This window comes from Kangsaoukella pontilimi (assembly GCF_009830125.1).
Lineage (GTDB): Bacteria > Pseudomonadota > Alphaproteobacteria > Rhodobacterales > Rhodobacteraceae > Kangsaoukella > Kangsaoukella pontilimi.
This window is the reverse complement of sequence record NZ_WUPT01000004.1, coordinates 50,554-68,139: the sequence shown is the minus strand read 5'-3', so window position 1 is coordinate 68,139 and position 17,586 is coordinate 50,554. Positions and strand designations below refer to the sequence as shown.

Genomic DNA, 17,586 nt, shown 5'->3' with positions numbered 1-17,586 from the left:
CAGCCTAGTTGCGGATATACCGGAACACCGCGCTCGCGCCCCAGCCGGCGGCGATGGCGATGGTCAGGGACAAAAGCCCGTAGATCAGCGGTTGCTGATGGGCGAGGTTATAGAGAAACCGCTCCAGCCCGACCTTCTGCACCGCGATCACCGTGTCATGCACGTCCAGAACGCGGCCGCCCCGCGTCAGGAAAAAGCGCGCCGAGTAATCGCCCTCCGTCAGGTTCGCCGGAAGCCGGATCGACGTGCTGAAAAGTGTATCCTCGTCCAGCGTGACCGCGCCGATATTCGTCTGGTACAACGACTCGCCCTCGCGGATCCGAATAAGCGCATCGGTGAAATCCTCCGACCCGGTAATGCTGGCGCCGACCGAGCGGATCGCGCGACGGATCGACACCTTGTGCCGCAGGTCTTCGACATCGGTGATGACAGCATCCCACGGTGCCGAAGTCGCGACGGCATAGAAGCTGGGTGCAGCGTCCACCTCGACCGAATCCGTGTTCACCCAGATGCCAAGACGTTTTTCCTTGCGCCGGACCGAGATCGGCCGCGACGGCCCCTGGACAGTGATGATGACCTCCAGCGGCGGCTCGGCGGCGATCTCGGATTCGCGTTTTACCGCGCCGAAAATCAAAATCTCCGAGCCATCGAAATTGGTCGAGATCGAAATGCGGGACTGACTCAGGCCTGCCACGACCTCTTCCGCCATGGCCGCAAGCGGTGCGAGCGCAAGGAAGAGGATGGCGGCCAGACGAGTCATCAGTGGCCCGCCGCTGCGCCAAGCGAGTAAAGCTCGCCCGGCATGAGAAGAAGGTCCAGTGCCAGCTTGCCGCACACGGCGAGCACCAGAATGGCCAGCAGAATGCGCAGTTGCTCGGCCTTTAGCCGCGCACCGATTACCGCACCGATCTGCGCACCGATGACGCCGCCGATCAGAAGGAGAACAGCAAGCACCATGTCCACGGTATAGTTCGTCGTGGCGTGCAGAAGCGTCGTGAAGGCGGTAACGAAGATGATCTGGAAAAGCGACGTGCCCACCACGACCTTCGTGGGCATTCCCAGGAGATAGATCATGGCGGGCACCATGACGAAGCCGCCGCCCACACCCATGATCGCCGCCAGAATGCCGACCAGCACCCCCACGACCAGGGGCGGAATCACCGAGATATAGAGCCCCGAAGTGCGGAACTTCATCTTGAAGGGCAGGTTATGGACCCAGTTGTGCCGCTTGCGCGTCGTCACGGTCTTGCCCGAGCGGGTCTTCCGGATCGCATTGAGGCTCTCGACGAACATAAGCCCGCCGATGATGCCCAGGAATACGACGTAGGAGAGCTTGACCAGCAGGTCCACCTGCCCGATGGCGCGGAGCGCGTTGAAGATCTGGACCCCCACAGCCGAGCCGATAAGGCCGCCTATAAGCAGCACTGTGCCCATGCGCAGGTCCACCGTCCTGCGTTTGAGATGCGCCAGAACGCCCGAAAAGGACGAGGCCACGATCTGGTTCGCCTCGGTCGCGACCGCGACGGCGGGCGGAATGCCGATAAAGAACAGAAGCGGCGTCATCAGAAATCCGCCGCCCACACCGAACATGCCCGACAGGACGCCAACCATGCCACCCAGCCCGAGAAGCAGGAACGCGTTGACCGAGACCTCGGCTATAGGGAGGTATATTTGCATTGCTCCTTTCCCTTAGACCCGCGCCACCATCTCTGGCAAGGTTCCCCCGCGTCCCTTCGTGGGAAAACCCGCAAAAAAATGTAAGCGATTACATTTTCCAGGTGGTTTCGACAGTCGGCGCGATGTCATCGGAGCGAGAGGGCCCCGGTCGAGATCCTGACATCCTAGCCTGGGTTCTGGAGAGCGAATCAATCTTTCGGTATGAACCCGGAGTGTCTATCACCCAGAAATGGTCAGATCCGGCAAGGAAGAAATTCTCGCAGGTGGGAACACCAACCGTGTCGTTCGGATTGGCGATACGGTTCGTCGCGGCGTAACGCCACACGGGAAGACCATTCATGAGTTCCTGCTCCATCTCGAGCAAAAGGGCATTGCCGCACCTCGGTTCAAAGGCATAGACGGCGCCGGACGTGAAATTCTGAGCTTCATCGAAGGTGATACGGGACTGCCTGAAAGCCTTTGGAACACGGATCTCGCTTTGCTCCAAGCCGCCGAAATGCTGCGTGCGCTGCACGACGCTTCTCTGGATTTCGCCCCGAGCCATCCCCCGTCCTGGGCGTCTTATGAGCAGGATGCCTCGTTGCGAGAAGTGATCTGTCACAACGACTTCGCGCCATATAACCTTGTCTTCAGGTCTGGTGTACCGGTTGCAGTTCTCGATTTCGACCTATGCGGACCCGGTCCGCGGTGCCGCGATCTCGCCTATCTGGCCTATTGGATGGTCCCGCTTTCCTTCTCGTCCGCTGACCTGCGTCCGATTTCGGAGCGCGATATGCGGAACGGCAGCATTCGGCTTAAGCGCATCTGCGCGGCATATGGCGGGCAGGCTCCGGGGGCAGTATTGCAAATGGTGCCCGCCATTCTTCAACATTTGAGTGACGAAGAAAGCGTCGGCCTGATGGTCGGAAAAGATGCGGCCGACAGGTTGAAAGAACGCGGACATCTCGAGCATTGGGCCCGGGAAGCCGCCGCTTTCGACGCGATGTCGGATGGGCTTTTCGCGAACCTGTCCGACTAAGCGGATCCAGCTCAAGCTCTTCTCTCACCGTTCCTTGACGTAGGGCTCACCGCCCGCGCGTGGCGGGATGGCCTTGCCGACAAAGCCGGCCAGGATCACCACGGTCAGGATATAGGGCAGCGCATCCAGAAGCTGTCCGGGGACGTCGATCTGGGTCAGCCGCTCGACCGCGTCCTGACGGAGCGACAGCGCCTGAAGGAACCCGAAGAGCAGGCAGGCATAAAGCGCATACCACGGCCGCCACTTGGCAAAGATGAGCGCCGCCAGCGCGATATAGCCCCGCCCGGAAGACATGTCCTTGACGAAGCCAGCCTGAAGCCCGGTCGCCAGATAGGCGCCCGCAAGCCCGCAAAGAATGCCGCAGATGGCAACGGCGGCATAGCGCAGGCCGACAACCGACACACCGGCGGTGTCGACCGCCGCCGGGTTCTCGCCCACGGCGCGGAGCCTGAGCCCGAACCGGGTGCGGAAGAGGATGAACCACGTGAGCGGCACCGTCAGCAGGCCCACATAGACAAGGATCGAGTGACCCGAGATCAGTTCGGAATAGATCAGCCCCACCGGCCCACTGTCGCGCGCCGCGTCCGCGAAGGGCAGGGTGATTTCGGTGAAACGCGCGTTCGGTCCGAATTCGGACAGGGACGGCGTGCGTCCGCCCTGGCTGAACCAGTCCTGCGCGATCAGAACCGTCAGACCGGCGGCAAGAAAGTTGATGGCTACGCCAGAGATCAGCTGATTGCCCCGGAAGGTTATCGAGGCCAGCCCATGGATGGCCGACAGAACCAGCGACGCGCCGATGCCTGCCAGCGCTCCGATCCAGACATTTGCCGTCAGCGCGGCGACGGCCGCAGAGAAGAATGCGGCGGCCAGCATCTTGCCCTCGAGACCGATGTCGAAGATGCCCGCCCGTTCGGAAAAGAGGCCCGCGAGACAGGCGAAGAGAAGCGGCGTGGCCAACCGCACCGAGCTGTCGAGAATCTGAAGAAGCGTGACAAGATCCATGGGTCAGGTCCTCGACGTGGCGAGCTTGAAGGCAGCGAAGGTGAAGAACAGGCCGAGCGTCGCCTCGATCCCGCGCCGGGCGCGGGCATAGAGGCGACGGAAATGGCCAGCGGAAAGGAAGAAGCTCCACGCGGCGTGGCAGGTGAAGGAAATGACGAAGCCCCCCGCGACGAAGAGCGCGATAACAGGCAGTCCGCCACCAGCCGTCGCGCCGATCGCAGCGATGGCCAGCCAGAAGACGATGGCCTTTGGATTGGTGACCTGCAGCAGGTAGCCTTTGAGGAAAAGGCGCGGCCAGCTTTCGGGTGTCACCTCGGCCACCTTTACGGCGGGCGGATTGATGGCCTTTTTCGCGGCACCATAGGCAAGGTAGAGAAGGTATCCCGCACCGATCAGCTTCAGCACCATCATCGCCCAGGCGATCTGGCTCAGGATCAGTCCGACGCCAATCAACGTGAGCACGTTCAGCGTCGCGCTGCCGATGGCGATGCCCGTTGATGCGATGATCGCGGCGCTTCGACCCTGTTCAAGCGAGATGCCCAGAAGCATCGCGACCGCCGGGCCGGGCGAAGACGCGCCCACTAGAAGGATGGCGTAGGCAGCGATGAAAGCGGGAAGGAAGGGCGTCATGTCCATCGGATCACTCCGCCGCCGTCGTCGACTTGCGGTCGGGCTTCGGCGCCGTCGCGGGCTCGGCCGGGCGCTTTTTCCTGAACATCAGGAAGAACCTTTCCAGCGGCATCCGCACCATGTTGTCGAGCGCGCCCGTGAAAAGGATCACCAGCGCCTGGATCACCACGATCAGTTCGCGGGGGATGTTGGTCCAGAGACTCAGCTCCGCGCCGCCCTGATACAGAAACCCGAAGAGGAGCGCGGCGAGGAGAACACCCAGCGGATGCGAACGGCCCATGAGCGCCACGGCGATTCCGATGAAGCCCGCGCCCTCAACCGAGTTCAGAACAAGGCGCTCGGCCTCGCCCATGACGTTATTGATCGCCATCATGCCTGCCAGCGCGCCCGAGATCAGCATCGCCACCATGATGATCTTGACCGGCGAGATACCGGCATAGACGGCTGCGGGCTCGCTATGACCATAGGCGCGGATCTCGTAGCCGAGACGCGTCCGCCAGATCAGGAGCCAGACCAGAACGCAGGCCAGAAGCGCGACAAGGAAGGTCACGTTGGCCGGCGCACCCCGGAATGCGGTGATGCCGAAAAGCCCCGCCATGTCCTGGAAGGTCGGCAGATGCGTGCCTTCGGGGAAGCCTGCCGAAGCCGGGTCCATGGCGCCTGCCGGGCGCAGAAGCTCGACCAGCACATAGGTCAGGAGCGCCGCGGCGATGAAGTTGAACATGATCGTCGTGATGACGATATGGCTGCCCCGTTTCGCCTGCAGATAGGCCGGCACCGCCGCCCATGCCGCCCCGAAGAGTGCGCCGCCGATGATCGCGAAGGGCAGGGCCAGGATCCAGTGAGGCCACGGAACGTAGAGACAGACAAGCGCCACGCCGAGCCCGCCGAGGATCGCCTGACCCTCGCCGCCGATGTTGAACATCCGGGCATGGAACGCCACCGCCACAGCAAGTCCCGTGAAGATGAAATTCGTCGTGTAATAAAGGGTATAGCCCCAGCCATAGGACGATCCGAGTGCGCCCTGCACCATCGTATTGAGCGCCACCATCGGGTCTTCGCCGATGGCCACGATCACGCCGGCCGACAGGACAAAGGCGATGAGGATCGAGATCAGCGGGATGAGCAGGGCGTCAGCCCATTTCGGCATCACATCCATGGATCAATGACCTCCCGCGGCAGCGTTCAGGTTTTCGGCGATTTTCTTGGCCGAGACGGGTCCGGCGGCAGGGTCGATTCCGGCCATCAGCATGCCCAGCTCTTTTTCGTCAGTCTGGTTCGGCATCCGCTCGCCCATGATCTTGCCGTCGAACATCACGGCGATGCGGTCGGAAAGGGACATGATCTCGTCCAGTTCGACCGAGACCAGAAGGATCGCCTTGCCCTGATCGCGAAGCGCGACGATTTGCTGGTGAATGAACTCGATTGCGCCGATATCGACGCCACGCGTCGGCTGACCCACAAGCAATAGCTCGGGGTTGCGCTCGATTTCGCGGGCCAGAACGATTTTCTGCTGGTTGCCGCCGGAGAAGTTCTTCGCTGCCAGCGACGGGATCGGCGGGCGGACGTCGAAGCGCTCCATCTTGCCTTTCGTGTCTTCCTTGATCGCGCGGTTATCCATCAGCCATTTGGACTTCTGATATTCAGGCGCGTTGTGATAGCCGAACGCGACGTTTTCCCACGCGTGGAAATCCATGATCAGCCCTTCGCGCTGCCGGTCTTCCGGCACGTGGGCGATACCCCGCGCGCGCCGCGACTGTGCGTCCGAGCGGCGCCCGGTCAGGTCGATCTGGTCGCCGTTGATCCGGACAACGCCCTTGGCGCGCCGATAGCCGCCCAGCACTTCCAAGAGCTCGGACTGACCGTTGCCGGCGACCCCCGCGATACCGAGGATCTCGCCACCCCGAACCTCAAGGCTGATGCCCTTCAGCCGCTCGACACCCTTGTCGTCCTTCACGCGCAGGTTCTCGACCTCGAGCACCTTGGCATATGGGGTCGCGGGCGTCTTCTGAACGCGCAGCAGAACCTTGCGACCCACCATCAACTCGGCCAGTTGCTCAGGTGACGTGTCGCGGGTCTTGACCGTCGCGGTCATCTCGCCCCGCCTCATGACGCTGACGGTATCCGTTACATCCATGATTTCCCTGAGTTTGTGGGTGATCAGGATGATCGTTTTCCCTTCGTCCTTCAGCCCCTTGAGGATGCGGAACAGGTGATCCGCCTCGGCAGGTGTCAGAACGCCCGTGGGCTCGTCGAGGATGAGGATATCCGCCTTGCGGTAGAGCGCCTTCAGGATCTCGACCCTCTGCTGATAGCCGACCGAAAGGTTCTCGATTGTGGCGTCTGGATCGACGGCCAGCTCGTATTCTTCTGCGAGTTCACTCAGAAGTTTCCGCGCCTTAGCCAGCGACGGGCGCAGGCGGGGGCCGTCCTCAGCGCCAAGAACCACATTCTCCAGCACGGTGAAATTCTGGACCAGCTTGAAATGCTGGAAGACCATCCCGATGCCTGCGTCGATCGCCGCCTGGCTGTCGGGAATGGCCGTTTCCTTGCCGTTGATATGGATTGTGCCGCTGTCGGCCTTGTAGAAGCCGTAGAGGATCGACATGAGAGTGGACTTCCCCGCGCCATTCTCGCCTATGATCCCGTGAATGGTGCCGGGCATGACCCGGATCGAAATATCCTTGTTGGCCTGAACCGGTCCGAAGGCTTTCGAAATACCTTTCAGCTCGATGGCGGGCGTGTCGCTCATGGCACCCGGTCCCCTCGCTAAATCCCTGTTCCCTAACGAAGACGCCGCGCCCGTCACAGGCGCGGCGTCATGGCAACTCTCACCCGAGTTGGATCAGAAGTCCAGCGCGGGGCAGCTGTCGGTAGCGTAGTAGCTCGCCACTTCAAGCTCGCCCGAGATGATCTTGCTCTTGGCGTCTTCGACCGAGGCAATCATGTCCTCGCTGAGGAGCGACTCGTTGTTCTCGTCGACCGCATAGCCGACACCATCTTCGGCAAGGCCGAGGACAACCGCGACGCCGGTTTCGATGTCGGCACCGGCCATCATCGAGTCATAGACGGCGACGTCGACGCGCTTGAGCATCGAGGTCAGGACCGAACCGGGGTGCAGGTGGTTCTGGTTCGAGTCGACGCCGACCGAATAGATGCCTTCGTCGGCGGCGGTCTGAAGCACGCCTACGCCAGTACCGCCGGCTGCGGCATAGACAACGTCGGCACCCTGGCTGATCTGAGCCTTGGTCAGCTCGCTGCCCTTCACAGGGTCGTTCCAAGCGGCGGGAGTGGTGCCGGTGAAGTTGGCGATAACCTGAACATCGGGGTTCACGGCCTTGGCGCCCTGGGCGTAACCGCAGGCAAAGTGCCGGATCAGCGGAATGTCCATGCCGCCGATAAAGCCGAGCGTGCCGCTTTCCGAGGCTTCGGCCGCCAGCATGCCGACAAGATAAGAGCCTTCATGCTCGGAGAAGGAGATCATCCGTACGTTTGCCGGGATGTCCGCGATGAAGCCGTCGATGTTGACGAACTTGGTGTCCGGATAATCCGGAGCGACCGCCTCGATCGGCGTCGCAAAGGCAAAGCCGGTGGTGATGACGGGGTTTGCGCCCGATTCAGCGAAACGACGCAGCGCCTGCTCGCGCTGCGCTTCCGAGGTCAGTTCAATCTCGCGGAACGTGCCGCCGGTTTCCTCGGCCCAACGCTGCGCGCCGTTGAAGGCGGCTTCGTTGAACGACTTGTCGAATTTCCCGCCCAGATCGAAGATCAGGGCCGGCTCGGCGGCGGCGGCACCGGCGGACAGCGCCAGAACGGCGCTCGCGCCAAGGAATTTCTGCATAAGGGTCATTCAGTGTCTCCCAGTTTGACCTTGGGGCCATAAATGCTGGCGGTTTCGCCGCGGCCCCGGCAATCGTCCGAGTGTGTTTCGGATCATTGCCGATTTAGGCCGGAGTCGCCGGGGAGGGTCAATAGCTTACTGGGAAAGGCGGGGCTGGTTTGCCGTGAAAAGGGGCAGGTGACGCAATGTCATGCAATGGGCAGGTCTTTAGCCATCAGAATGGCATCGTCGGCGTCGTCGTCGGGCCGGTCGTAATAGCCCCTGCGGCGCCCGACCTCTTCATAGCCGAAACCCTCGTACAGACGCCGTGCCGGGGCGTTCGATGCGGCAACCTCCAGGAAAGCGCGACTTGCGCCCTTCGCCGGGGCCTCAAGCTCGAATGCCGCCAGACAGCGCCGCGCGATGCCCCTTCTGCGCGCCTCCGGGTGGACGGCAATGGTCAGAAGCTCGGCCTCGTCGGCGATGACCCGCCCGAGAGCAAATCCACCTGCTTCGAAGGCCAGAATGGCGCCGGGAAAAGATAAAAAACCCCGAAACGTGACCGCGCTCCATGGAGGCGGCACCGTCATGGCGGCAGTGTGGATGCGGGCAAGCTCGTCGGCGGTCATGGCAGGATGACGGGTGGCGGGTCGCTGGAAGGGGCCGCATCGGCGGGCCGTACATAGAGCGGGGCGGGGCGGGGGATCGGCGCACCCGCGGTCAGCCGACGTGCCGCGATTCGGGCAAGCGTCGCCGGGTTCACCACGATTTTTTCGAGGCGGTCGCTTTCGGGCTGGCTTATAGATCCGGGGATGTCCCCCCCAAGGTCGACGGCAACGGGATAGGCCTTCAGTCCGGTAACGCCGGTAATCTTGCGGTGACCCAATGCGTCCGGCAGCGCACGCGCCGTGCCGAAACTGTATCCGCTTCCTCTGGTGTCGAGCATTCCGGGAGCAGCCACGGGATCGGGCCCGTCGAAGACTTGGAAATACTCGACATCGCGCGGGCCGGGCAGCATGACCATTACGATATCGCCGAGACGCGCCGGCGCGTCGTCCCGTACAGCCTCGAATGTCGAAACGCCGATTGCCGGAATGCCAAGCCCTAGCGCCAACCCGCGCGCGGCGCTCACGGCGATGCGGATGCCGGTGAAATTCCCGGGACCAATTCCCACGGCGATGGCATCGAGCTCTTCCCAAACAGCCCCTTCCCGGGCCATCACGTCTTCCAGCATAGGTATGAGACGTTCGGCCTGTCCCTGCTTCATCTCTTCACGAGCCGCGGCGACATTCGTCCCGTTGATCAGCAAAGAGGCCGCGCAATGTGGCCCTGATGTATCGAAGGCAAGAAGGCGGAGGTCGGCCATGGTCTTCGCCTGTTCGAAAATATCCCGGGGAGCGCGAGGGGCAGCGCCCCTCGCCCACCGCGACGCGGGCGAAGCCCGCGGCGCAACCCGTCAGGCCGCGACGGGCCGGACTTCCAGGACTTCGGGAATGTAATGGCGAAGCAGGTTCTCGATCCCCATCTTCAGCGTCAGGGTCGAGGACGGACAGCCCGCGCAGGCGCCCTGCATGTGCAGGTAGACGATGCCCCGGTCGAAGCCGTGGAAGACGATGTCTCCACCGTCTTGCGCAACAGCGGGCCGGACGCGGGTGTCCAGAAGCTCCTTGATCTGGGTGACGATCTCGCCATCCGGACCGTCATGCTCGGCATGGCCCGACGCCGCAGCGCCTTCGCCCTCGACTGCGGACTGACCGGACTGGAAATGCTCCATGATCGCGCCAAGGATCGCGGGTTTGATATGGTCCCACTCGACGCCTTCGGACTTTGTGACGGTGACGAAGTCATTGCCGAAGAAGACACCGCTCACGCCGTCGACGGCGAAGACGCGCTGCGCCAATGGCGAGTTGCCGGCGGCATCGGCGGTGGGAAAATCGGCCGTTCCCGTCTCCAGGACCGTCCGTCCGGGCAGGAACTTCAGGGTCGCCGGGTTCGGCGTGGATTCGGTCTGGATGAACATGACGAGGTGCTCCTTTGGCTTGCCCTAAATATGAGGGTTTCTGTCAGGCAATGTCAAGAAGTTGGAACGATTCTAAAGCGCGACACAGCCGCCCGAGACGCTTTCAGGTAATGGCTTCCAGCCGCTCTTTCGACAGCTCCCCCGGCACGATGGTGAGCGGAACGGGCAGGGTGCCGAACCGTTTCGACATCGCGGTCACGATCGGACCAGGACCGCCCTTTTCGGCGGAAGCGCCAAGCACCAGCACGCCGATATCGCCGTCATCGGTGATCTGCGAGATGATCTCGCCCACCGGTTCGCCTTCGCGGATCACAAGCTCCGGATCTACCCCTTGCCGGTCCCGCATCCATTTCGCGAAGACCTCGAAATGGGCATGGATACGCTCGCGCGCCTCTTCCCGCATGATGTTGCCGACACCGATCCAGTGATTGAATTCATCGGGCGGGATCACCGACAGAACCTGCACGCCACCCCCGGTGTGGGCGGCGCGCATGGCGGCGAAGCGCATGGCATTAAGGCATTCGCGGCTGTCATCCAGCACCACGAGAAACTTGCGCATGGGTCTCAAGCTCCTGTTTGAGCGGGATCATGATGGGGATTGGCGGCTCTGTCCATCGTCAAGCGTGACCAGCCCGCTCCAGCGCCAGCCGCGTAACCGCGTAGTCCCCGAGGGAGATGCCGCGGAACGCGAAGGCACGGGGCGCGTCATCTTCAGGGGTTGCGATCCGACCGGCCACGAGGTCGGTCAGGTCTCCGGCTATGGTTTCTGCCGGGACCATTGGGCGCGGGGCAGATCGCTCCTGCTCCAAATCATCGACGACAAGCGTGCCGAAGGCCGACAGGCTTTTGTCATGCCACGGGATCGTCAGATCGGTGATCGCCGCGAAGGTGCGGGGGCGGAGGCTCCCTGCATCGAGGAACGGCTCAATCTCGTAGTCGAGCGGGACTGACGTCACCACGATATCCGCCGCCGCAATCGCGGCGTTGGGGTCGCTCTCGGCCTCGGCATCGAGCCCCATCGCGCGGGCCTTTTCCAGCAGACGTGTCTGGCTTTCACCGCCCCGGCCATAGGCTACCACCCGGCTGAGGGGGAAAAGCGCGGCAAACGCGTCCAGATGGCTCTGCGCCTGAACGCCCGTTCCGACGAAGGCGATGCTTTCCGATGCCGGATCGGCAAGACGCCGGGCCGCCACCGATGACAGACCGGCGGTTCTGACCGCGGTAATCCAGTTCGCGTCGAGCACAGCCTTGAGAAGTCCGGTTTCCGCGTCATAGGCCTGAATCGCCCCGTTGATACTGGGCAGACCATGTGCGGCGTTGTCGGGGCTGACTGTTACCGTCTTGACCACCGTCAACCCGCCGCCGACAGCGAGCGTCGACATGACGTAGCGCCCGCCGCCCGGCAGGATCGCTGCCTTTGGCGCTGTGTGCAGCCGTCCCTCGGCCTTGTCGATCAGAGCGCGCTCGATGGCGTCCGCGATGTCGGCGGGGCCGATGCCGAGCGCCTGCAGATCGTCATCGGAAAGGTAGGTGAGGGTGCCCATCAGGCTGTTCCTTTCGACAGCGCCCAATCCCAGTAAAGCTCGCGCGCGCGCCTCGCGACCGGCCCGACCTGATAATGCGTGCCGTCGAACTCGGTCACCGGCGTGATCTTGTTCATGTTGCCGGTGAGGAACACCTCGTCCGCTTCCTCGAAGTCGCGGAATGTCAGAACGGCTTCGCGCACGGGCGTTCCGTCAGCGGCGAGGTTCTGCATGTGCCGAGACCGGGTGATCCCGGCCAGGAAAGTGCCGTTCGCGATGGGCGTCAGGATTTCTCCGTCGCGCACCATGAAGACGTTCGATGTTGCGCTTTCGGCCACGTTGCCCATGGCGTCGGCCACAAGCGCATTCTGATAGCCGCGCGACTGCGCCTCGCGCAGCATTCGTGCGTTGTTGGGATAAAGGCATCCGGCTTTTGCGTTGACCACTGCGTCTTCCAGGACCGGTCGGCGGAACCGTGTGCGGGTCAGCCGGACTGTCGCGTCCGCCGGGGCAAAGGGTATCTCTTCGAGGCAGATCGCGAAGCGGGTATTGCCGAGCGCGGCCACGGTCGTGGCATCGCCATCGATCGCCCAGTACATGGGCCGGATGTAGACCGCGGCATCGGGCGCGAAGCCCGCAAGCCCCTCCCACACAAGCTGCACCATTGTCTCGGCGTCTGCCGAAGGCTCCAGATCGAGAGCACGGGCCGACGCGTTGACCCGCTCGCAATGGCGGTCGAGATCGGGCGCGACCCCTTCGAAATACCGTGCGCCGTCGAAGACGGTCGTGCCCAGCCATGCGCCATGGTCTGCCGCCCGCATGATCGGGATATCTCCGTCATGCCAGGTGCCGTCGAAATAGGTTCTGATCGTCTTTCCAGCGGCCATTGAGGTCCCTCCCGGCGGCGGAGACTAGGCGCGCTGCCGGGCGGCGTCCACCCTCAGCCGGGCGCGGAAACGTGGTCGAGATGACCGGTCTTGATCCAGAGCGTCGCGCCGCTCTCGCCGGCGGTCACGGTCGTCTTGGCTTTGCGCGGCAGGCGGAGCCAATCCCAGCGTCCGAGAGTGTCGCCGCCTTCTGTTACCTCGCCTGACAGGACGAAGACCTCGGCACCGCCGGGCCCGTCGAGAGCAATTACCTCGCCCGTTCCCAACCGCGCAACGCTGACCGCTTCGCGTTTGTCCCGGTGAAGCTCCTGACGGGGCGCATCAGAACCAGTCAGGTCGATCCCAACCTGCGTCCGGTCGTCGGCGGCCATCTGGTGCAGCTTGACCAGAATGATCGCGCCATCCGGGGCGGAGGGTGTGTGCGACGACGTGGGCGGGTTCCGCACATAACTTCCTGTTGGAAAGGCACCGTGTTCGTCGCAGAAGGTCCCGTCGAGCACGAGGTACTCCTCGCCCCCGTCATGAGTATGGGCGGAAAAGGCACTGCCGGGTGCATAGCGGACGATGCTGGTGGCGCGCGCCACCTCACCGCCGATCCGGTCGAGCATCTTGCGCTCGACACCGGGCATGGGTGAGGGGATCCACTCGGTATCCGCGAAGCGCACTACCACGCGCCGGTCGAAATCCGCATTCACCCGCATCGTGTCACCCGTCCTGTCCTTCCGCCATAAGTGCGGCGAGGTCGAACCGCGCATTGGACATCGCCAGTTGGCCATTTTCCGCCCAGGGCCAGTCTTCTCTCGGCTTGTCCCAATACAGCTCGACACCATTGCCGTCCATGTCGTCGAAATAGACCGCGAGGCTGACGCCATGGTCGGCCCAGCCTGTGATTTCGACGCCTTCTTCGACCACGCGCGACACGGCGCGCCCGAGCGCGGCGCGTGTCGGATAGAGGAACGCGGTGTGATAGAGACCTGTCATGTTGCGGGCCGGCCGAGGACCGCCGCGGGATTCCCACGTGTTCAGGCCGAGGTGGTGGTGATATCCGCCGGCGGACAGAAAAGCGGCCTGACTGCCGTAACGCTGCATAAGGTCAAAACCGAGGACGCGCTGATAGAAGTCGATGGCGCGGTCGAGGTCAGCGACCTTCAGGTGGACATGTCCGACAGTGGTTCCGGGATCGGCATGATAGGTCATGGCAAGCTCCTTCATCTGCGCACCCACGTACGATCTGCGCTGATGCGAGTATAGGCCAAATACCGAACCGCTTCTGTGCAAAAAAGCGCTCCGCGGCGTCAGGGGCCGCGGAGCAGGCAGCGACGGGATCGCTTGAGCGGCCCGTGTGTCCGGGGAAGGGACAGGAAGGGGACGGGGCCGTTAAGCTGACCCTAACGAGGATTCGCAACAGGCTTGTGACAGCGTGCCCGGCCTCAGTAATGCGGCGGACGCTCGTCTCCGATCACCACGCCGCCCGAGCCCTCGGCCTCGCGCGTGGCTTCGCGCTCGATCAGAAGCCCCACCTGCCGCGCCAGCCGGTCCACCAGCTTGGCCTGCCGTGCCACCTCGTCGCTCAACTCGTCGGCCTGTCGTTCCAGATAGGCCAGTCTTTCCTGAAGTTTCTCGTCCACCGGTCTCTCCGTCTTGCTCCCTGTCCTGCCGCGGGATAAACCCCGCGCGACCCGACACGAGGCAGGTTATGGCCAAACAGAAAAAAGCCCCGCGGCCCAAGGCGGAAACGCCCAAAGGCTTTCGCGACTATTTCGGCGCTGACGTGGCCGAGCGCAAGGCCATGCTGGACCGGATTGCCGAGGTCTATCAACTCTACGGTTTCGACGCGCTCGAGTCCTCGGCCGTTGAAACGGTCGAGGCTCTGGGCAAGTTCCTGCCCGACGTGGACCGCCCGAACGAGGGCGTTTTCGCGTGGCAGGAGGATGACGACGGCGACTGGCTGGCGCTGCGTTACGACCTGACCGCGCCGCTCGCCCGCGTCTATGCCCAGCACCGGAACGACCTGCCGACGCCCTACCGCCGCTTCGCGATGGGGCCTGTCTGGCGAAACGAGAAACCGGGACCGGGCCGCTTCCGGCAGTTCTATCAGTGCGACGCCGATACCGTTGGCACGGCCTCTGTCGCGGCGGATGCCGAGATCTGCATGATGCTGGCCGACGCTCTTGAGGCAGTCGGGATCGAGCGCGGTGACTACATCATCCGGGTTAACAACCGGAAAGTGCTGAACGGCGTGCTTGAGGTCGCGGGCCTGCCAGAAGAGGCCGAGCGCGAGCGGGGGATCGTTCTCCGCGCTATCGACAAGCTGGACCGGCTTGGCGTTGAGGGCGTGCGCGCGCTGTTGGGTGAAGGCCGCAAGGACGAAAGCGGTGATTTCACTGCCGGTGCAGGGCTGTCCGTCGAACAAAGCCAGCGGATTCTCGGCTTCGTGACCGCAGGCGAGGCGGGCCTCGGCGATGGCATGGCCGCCGCGACCGAAGAGGTCACCGACTTTCCCGGTGCCGTGGCTGCTGCAAAACCCGACGCCGCGACAGTCCTCGCCCGACTTGCCGAATTGGTTGGTGACAGTGCTACCGGCGCCGAGGGCGTCAGTGAACTCCGCCAGATCGCCGACTATTGCGCCGCCCAGGGCTACGGTCCCGACCGCATCGTCATCGACCCCTCCGTCGTGCGCGGCCTCGGCTACTACACCGGCCCCGTCTTCGAGGCGGAACTGACCTTCGAGATCACAGACGAGAAGGGCAGACCCCGGCAATTCGGCTCGGTCGCGGGGGGAGGGCGCTATGACGACCTCGTCAAGCGCTTCACCGGGCAGGCCGTTCCGGCGACCGGCATCTCGATTGGCGTCGACCGGCTTCTCGCAGCGCTCCGCATGAAGGGGCGCACGGGCGGCGAGGCGCGCGGCCCCGTGGTGGTGACCGTCATGGACCGTGACCGCATGTCTGAGTATCAGGCCATGGCGACGACGCTCCGCAATGCGGGCATCCGGGCCGAAGTCTATCTTGGCAACCCCAAGAACTTCGGCAATCAGCTCAAATATGCTGACAAGCGGGGCGCCCCCGTCGCGGTGATCCAGGGCTCGGACGAGGCGGCGCGCGGCGTTGTCCAGATCAAGGATCTCGATCTTGGCGCGAAGCTGGCCCAGACCGCCACGCTTGAGGAATGGAAAGACCAGCCCGCCCAGTTCGAAGCGCCCGTGGGCGAACTCGTCGCCCGCGTGCGCGCGATCCTCGACCGGGGATGACGGCCAAGTCCGACATACGGGCCGAGGCCGACCGCCTGCGCGCCGCTTTCGAGGCGCGGGGTGCCGAGCCGGTCGAGGCCGATATCCTGCAACCGGCGGGCGCGCTTCTGGACCTTTACGGCGAGGATATCCGCGCCCGCGCCTTCGTCACCCATGACCCGATCCGTGGCGAGATGATGCTGCGACCCGACTTCACGGTCCCGCTGGTCAGCCGCCATATGGCCGAAGGTCGCGGTCAGGCGCGATACACCTATGCGGGCGAGGTGTTCCGTCGTCAGGAAGATGACCCCGAACGCGCGTCTGAATACCTGCAGGTGGGTTACGAGCTCTTCAACGGCATGGATGCGGCCGAGGCGGATGCCGAGGTTTTCGCGACCTTCGCCACGCTTCTGGAGCCGCTCGGATTGCGCGCCGAAATGGGCGACATCGGCCTCTTGCGCGCAGCGGTCGCCGGGCTGAACACAAGCGATGCGCGCAAGGCAGCTCTCTTGCATCATCTCTGGCGTCCACGTCGCTTCAAAGCCCTTATAGAACGCTATGCCGGAAGCGGTGTGGCCGACGCTCGGCGCGCCGCACTTCTCGACGCGGATGAGCCCTTCGACGGAGCCAAGGCAGAGATCGGACTGCGCTCCCGCGAGGAAATCCTGTCCCGCATCGCAGCGCTCAGGGCCGAACGCGAGACAGAGCCTCTCGGGGCCGCCGATGTTGCAGGCGTCGATGCGCTTCTGGCTGTCAGCGGACCCGCGCCTGAGGCGTTGAGCACGCTTCAGGCGCTCTGCGACCGGCTGCCGTCGATCATTGGCGCGGTCGACGACCTCGCCCGCCGCATGGATGCGCTCGATGCGCGGGGCGTCGCTCTTGACAGGGTTCGGTTCGAGACAAGCCACGGCCGGACGATGCTGGAATATTACGACGGCTTCGTCTTCGGCTTCTACGCCGAGGACCGGCCCGAACTGCCCCCCGTGGCCACCGGGGGGCGCTATGACGCGCTGACCCGTGCCATGGGCGGCGGTACTGGCATCCCCGCCGTGGGGGGCGCGATCCGCCCGGGCCTGATCCTGCTTCTCGGAGGGCGGCCATGACGATCAAGCTCGGTGTGCCGTCCAAGGGGCGGCTAATGGAAAAGACCTTCGACTGGTTCGGGGCGCGCGGGGTTACGCTCAGCCTCACTGGAGCCTCCCGCGAGTACGCGGGCAAGGTCGAAGGGATCGAAGGCGTCGAACTGGTGCTTCTGGCGGCGGGCGAGATCCCGCGCGAGCTGGATGCGGGCCGGATCGATTTCGGCGTGACCGGCATAGACATGATCCGCGAAAAACTGGCGCTCTGGTCCGACCGGGTAACCGAGGTCGCGCCGCTTGGCTTTGGCCACGCGGACCTCGTGATCGCTGTGCCGGATTTCTGGGTCGACGTGACGACGCTCGACGATCTCGACGCCGCCGCGACCGCCTTCCGCGCGACCCACGGCCACCGGTTGAGGATCGCGACCAAATATCACCGACTGGTCCGCACGTTCCTGCGCGACGCAGGCGTGTCCGATTATCAGCTGGTCGACAGCCAGGGCGCGACCGAAGGCACGGTCAAGAACCTGACCGCCGAGGCCATTGCCGACATCACCTCGACAGGCGAGACGCTGACTGCGAACCACCTGCGGGTGCTCGATGACGGTCTGGTCCTGAAAAGCCAGGCTGCGCTTTTCCGCTCGCGCGCGACCTCCGATACCGAAACGCATCGCGCATTCATCGCGCGTCTCGGCCTCTGA

At 63.8% G+C, this 17,586-nt stretch carries 20 protein-coding genes; 4 read left to right on the top strand and 16 right to left on the bottom strand.

What is annotated here, in order from left to right; translation table 11 throughout:
* Positions 1–4: 4 nt before the first annotated feature.
* Positions 5–760, bottom strand: a complete 756-nt coding sequence (locus GQ651_RS17475) for a TIGR02186 family protein (RefSeq protein WP_160765572.1) — start codon at positions 758–760, stop codon at positions 5–7.
* Positions 760–1,677, bottom strand: coding sequence for a sulfite exporter TauE/SafE family protein (locus tag GQ651_RS17470; protein WP_160765571.1), 918 nt, complete (start codon positions 1,675–1,677; stop codon positions 760–762). Before GQ651_RS17470 ends, GQ651_RS17475 begins: the two co-directional genes overlap by 1 nt.
* A gap of 229 nt (positions 1,678–1,906) precedes the next feature.
* Here GQ651_RS17470 and GQ651_RS17465 point away from each other — a divergent pair, with 229 nt between their 5' ends.
* Positions 1,907–2,695: a phosphotransferase gene (locus GQ651_RS17465; RefSeq protein WP_160765570.1), complete on the top strand. Its 789-nt coding sequence runs from the start codon at positions 1,907–1,909 to the stop codon at positions 2,693–2,695.
* Positions 2,696–2,719: 24 nt separating this feature from the next.
* Here GQ651_RS17465 and GQ651_RS17460 read toward each other — a convergent pair whose 3' ends face one another.
* The 14 genes from GQ651_RS17460 to GQ651_RS17395 form a co-directional block, all read right to left on the bottom strand.
* Positions 2,720–3,697 (bottom strand): ABC transporter permease, encoded by a 978-nt coding sequence (locus GQ651_RS17460; RefSeq protein ID WP_160765569.1) that lies wholly within the window; start codon positions 3,695–3,697, stop codon positions 2,720–2,722.
* 3 nt (positions 3,698–3,700) lie between these two features.
* On the bottom strand, positions 3,701–4,333 hold the full coding sequence (locus GQ651_RS17455; RefSeq protein ID WP_160765568.1) for a LysE family translocator: 633 nt from the start codon (positions 4,331–4,333) through the stop codon (positions 3,701–3,703).
* A gap of 4 nt (positions 4,334–4,337) precedes the next feature.
* A complete protein-coding gene (locus tag GQ651_RS17450; RefSeq protein ID WP_160765567.1) occupies positions 4,338–5,486 on the bottom strand; it encodes an ABC transporter permease in 1,149 nt (382 codons plus the stop codon).
* Positions 5,487–5,489: 3 nt separating this feature from the next.
* Positions 5,490–7,079 (bottom strand): ABC transporter ATP-binding protein, encoded by a 1,590-nt coding sequence (locus tag GQ651_RS17445; RefSeq protein WP_160765566.1) that lies wholly within the window; start codon positions 7,077–7,079, stop codon positions 5,490–5,492.
* Between the two features lie 93 nt (positions 7,080–7,172).
* Positions 7,173–8,177 carry a BMP family lipoprotein gene (locus tag GQ651_RS17440; protein WP_160765565.1) on the bottom strand — a complete coding sequence of 335 codons (1,005 nt, stop codon included), beginning with the start codon at positions 8,175–8,177 and terminating at the stop codon, positions 7,173–7,175.
* 179 nt (positions 8,178–8,356) lie between these two features.
* Positions 8,357–8,776, bottom strand: coding sequence for a GNAT family N-acetyltransferase (locus tag GQ651_RS17435; protein WP_160765564.1), 420 nt, complete (start codon positions 8,774–8,776; stop codon positions 8,357–8,359).
* A complete protein-coding gene (tsaB, locus tag GQ651_RS17430) occupies positions 8,773–9,513 on the bottom strand; it encodes a tRNA (adenosine(37)-N6)-threonylcarbamoyltransferase complex dimerization subunit type 1 TsaB (protein WP_160765563.1) in 741 nt (246 codons plus the stop codon). The genes GQ651_RS17435 and tsaB overlap by 4 nt, the downstream gene beginning before the upstream one ends.
* Positions 9,514–9,603: 90 nt before the next feature.
* On the bottom strand, positions 9,604–10,167 hold the full coding sequence (locus tag GQ651_RS17425) for a NifU family protein (protein ID WP_160765562.1): 564 nt from the start codon (positions 10,165–10,167) through the stop codon (positions 9,604–9,606).
* Between the two features lie 103 nt (positions 10,168–10,270).
* Positions 10,271–10,726: a universal stress protein gene (locus tag GQ651_RS17420; protein WP_160765561.1), complete on the bottom strand. Its 456-nt coding sequence runs from the start codon at positions 10,724–10,726 to the stop codon at positions 10,271–10,273.
* Positions 10,727–10,784: 58 nt separating this feature from the next.
* Positions 10,785–11,711, bottom strand: coding sequence for an ornithine cyclodeaminase family protein (locus GQ651_RS17415; RefSeq protein ID WP_160765560.1), 927 nt, complete (start codon positions 11,709–11,711; stop codon positions 10,785–10,787).
* Positions 11,711–12,577 (bottom strand): branched-chain amino acid aminotransferase, encoded by an 867-nt coding sequence (locus GQ651_RS17410; protein ID WP_160765559.1) that lies wholly within the window; start codon positions 12,575–12,577, stop codon positions 11,711–11,713. The genes GQ651_RS17415 and GQ651_RS17410 overlap by 1 nt, the downstream gene beginning before the upstream one ends.
* A 53-nt stretch (positions 12,578–12,630) precedes the next feature.
* Complete coding sequence (locus GQ651_RS17405) at positions 12,631–13,278, bottom strand: cupin domain-containing protein (protein WP_160765558.1); 648 nt, start codon at positions 13,276–13,278, stop codon at positions 12,631–12,633.
* A 4-nt stretch (positions 13,279–13,282) separates the two neighbouring features.
* Entirely contained in the window at positions 13,283–13,774 is a 492-nt protein-coding gene (locus tag GQ651_RS17400; protein ID WP_160765557.1) for a VOC family protein, read from the bottom strand.
* 233 nt (positions 13,775–14,007) lie between these two features.
* Positions 14,008–14,205: a SlyX family protein gene (locus GQ651_RS17395; RefSeq protein WP_160765556.1), complete on the bottom strand. Its 198-nt coding sequence runs from the start codon at positions 14,203–14,205 to the stop codon at positions 14,008–14,010.
* A gap of 68 nt (positions 14,206–14,273) precedes the next feature.
* Here GQ651_RS17395 and hisS point away from each other — a divergent pair, with 68 nt between their 5' ends.
* From hisS to hisG, 3 genes are read left to right on the top strand one after another with little or no spacing between them, the layout of a single operon-like run.
* A complete protein-coding gene (gene hisS / locus GQ651_RS17390) occupies positions 14,274–15,827 on the top strand; it encodes a histidine--tRNA ligase (protein ID WP_160765555.1) in 1,554 nt (517 codons plus the stop codon).
* Positions 15,824–16,909: an ATP phosphoribosyltransferase regulatory subunit gene (locus GQ651_RS17385; protein WP_160765554.1), complete on the top strand. Its 1,086-nt coding sequence runs from the start codon at positions 15,824–15,826 to the stop codon at positions 16,907–16,909. Before hisS ends, GQ651_RS17385 begins: the two co-directional genes overlap by 4 nt.
* Entirely contained in the window at positions 16,906–17,586 is a 681-nt protein-coding gene (hisG, locus tag GQ651_RS17380) for an ATP phosphoribosyltransferase (protein ID WP_160765553.1), read from the top strand. Before GQ651_RS17385 ends, hisG begins: the two co-directional genes overlap by 4 nt.

Bases quoted from the DNA above. Each gene is read 5' to 3' on its own strand.
- GQ651_RS17475 (WP_160765572.1), bottom strand. From the start codon at position 760: ATGACTCGTCTGGCCGCCATCCTCTTCCTTGCGCTCGCACCGCTTGCG.
- GQ651_RS17470 (WP_160765571.1), bottom strand. From the start codon at position 1,677: ATGCAAATATACCTCCCTATAGCCGAGGTCTCGGTCAACGCGTTCCTG.
- GQ651_RS17465 (WP_160765570.1), top strand. From the start codon at position 1,907: ATGGTCAGATCCGGCAAGGAAGAAATTCTCGCAGGTGGGAACACCAAC.
- GQ651_RS17460 (WP_160765569.1), bottom strand. From the start codon at position 3,697: ATGGATCTTGTCACGCTTCTTCAGATTCTCGACAGCTCGGTGCGGTTG.
- GQ651_RS17455 (WP_160765568.1), bottom strand. From the start codon at position 4,333: ATGGACATGACGCCCTTCCTTCCCGCTTTCATCGCTGCCTACGCCATC.
- GQ651_RS17450 (WP_160765567.1), bottom strand. From the start codon at position 5,486: ATGGATGTGATGCCGAAATGGGCTGACGCCCTGCTCATCCCGCTGATC.
- GQ651_RS17445 (WP_160765566.1), bottom strand. From the start codon at position 7,079: ATGAGCGACACGCCCGCCATCGAGCTGAAAGGTATTTCGAAAGCCTTC.
- GQ651_RS17440 (WP_160765565.1), bottom strand. From the start codon at position 8,177: ATGACCCTTATGCAGAAATTCCTTGGCGCGAGCGCCGTTCTGGCGCTG.
- GQ651_RS17435 (WP_160765564.1), bottom strand. From the start codon at position 8,776: ATGACCGCCGACGAGCTTGCCCGCATCCACACTGCCGCCATGACGGTG.
- tsaB (WP_160765563.1), bottom strand. From the start codon at position 9,513: ATGGCCGACCTCCGCCTTCTTGCCTTCGATACATCAGGGCCACATTGC.
- GQ651_RS17425 (WP_160765562.1), bottom strand. From the start codon at position 10,167: ATGTTCATCCAGACCGAATCCACGCCGAACCCGGCGACCCTGAAGTTC.
- GQ651_RS17420 (WP_160765561.1), bottom strand. From the start codon at position 10,726: ATGCGCAAGTTTCTCGTGGTGCTGGATGACAGCCGCGAATGCCTTAAT.
- GQ651_RS17415 (WP_160765560.1), bottom strand. From the start codon at position 11,711: ATGGGCACCCTCACCTACCTTTCCGATGACGATCTGCAGGCGCTCGGC.
- GQ651_RS17410 (WP_160765559.1), bottom strand. From the start codon at position 12,577: ATGGCCGCTGGAAAGACGATCAGAACCTATTTCGACGGCACCTGGCAT.
- GQ651_RS17405 (WP_160765558.1), bottom strand. From the start codon at position 13,278: ATGCGGGTGAATGCGGATTTCGACCGGCGCGTGGTAGTGCGCTTCGCG.
- GQ651_RS17400 (WP_160765557.1), bottom strand. From the start codon at position 13,774: ATGACCTATCATGCCGATCCCGGAACCACTGTCGGACATGTCCACCTG.
- hisS (WP_160765555.1), top strand. From the start codon at position 14,274: ATGGCCAAACAGAAAAAAGCCCCGCGGCCCAAGGCGGAAACGCCCAAA.
- GQ651_RS17385 (WP_160765554.1), top strand. From the start codon at position 15,824: ATGACGGCCAAGTCCGACATACGGGCCGAGGCCGACCGCCTGCGCGCC.
- hisG (WP_160765553.1), top strand. From the start codon at position 16,906: ATGACGATCAAGCTCGGTGTGCCGTCCAAGGGGCGGCTAATGGAAAAG.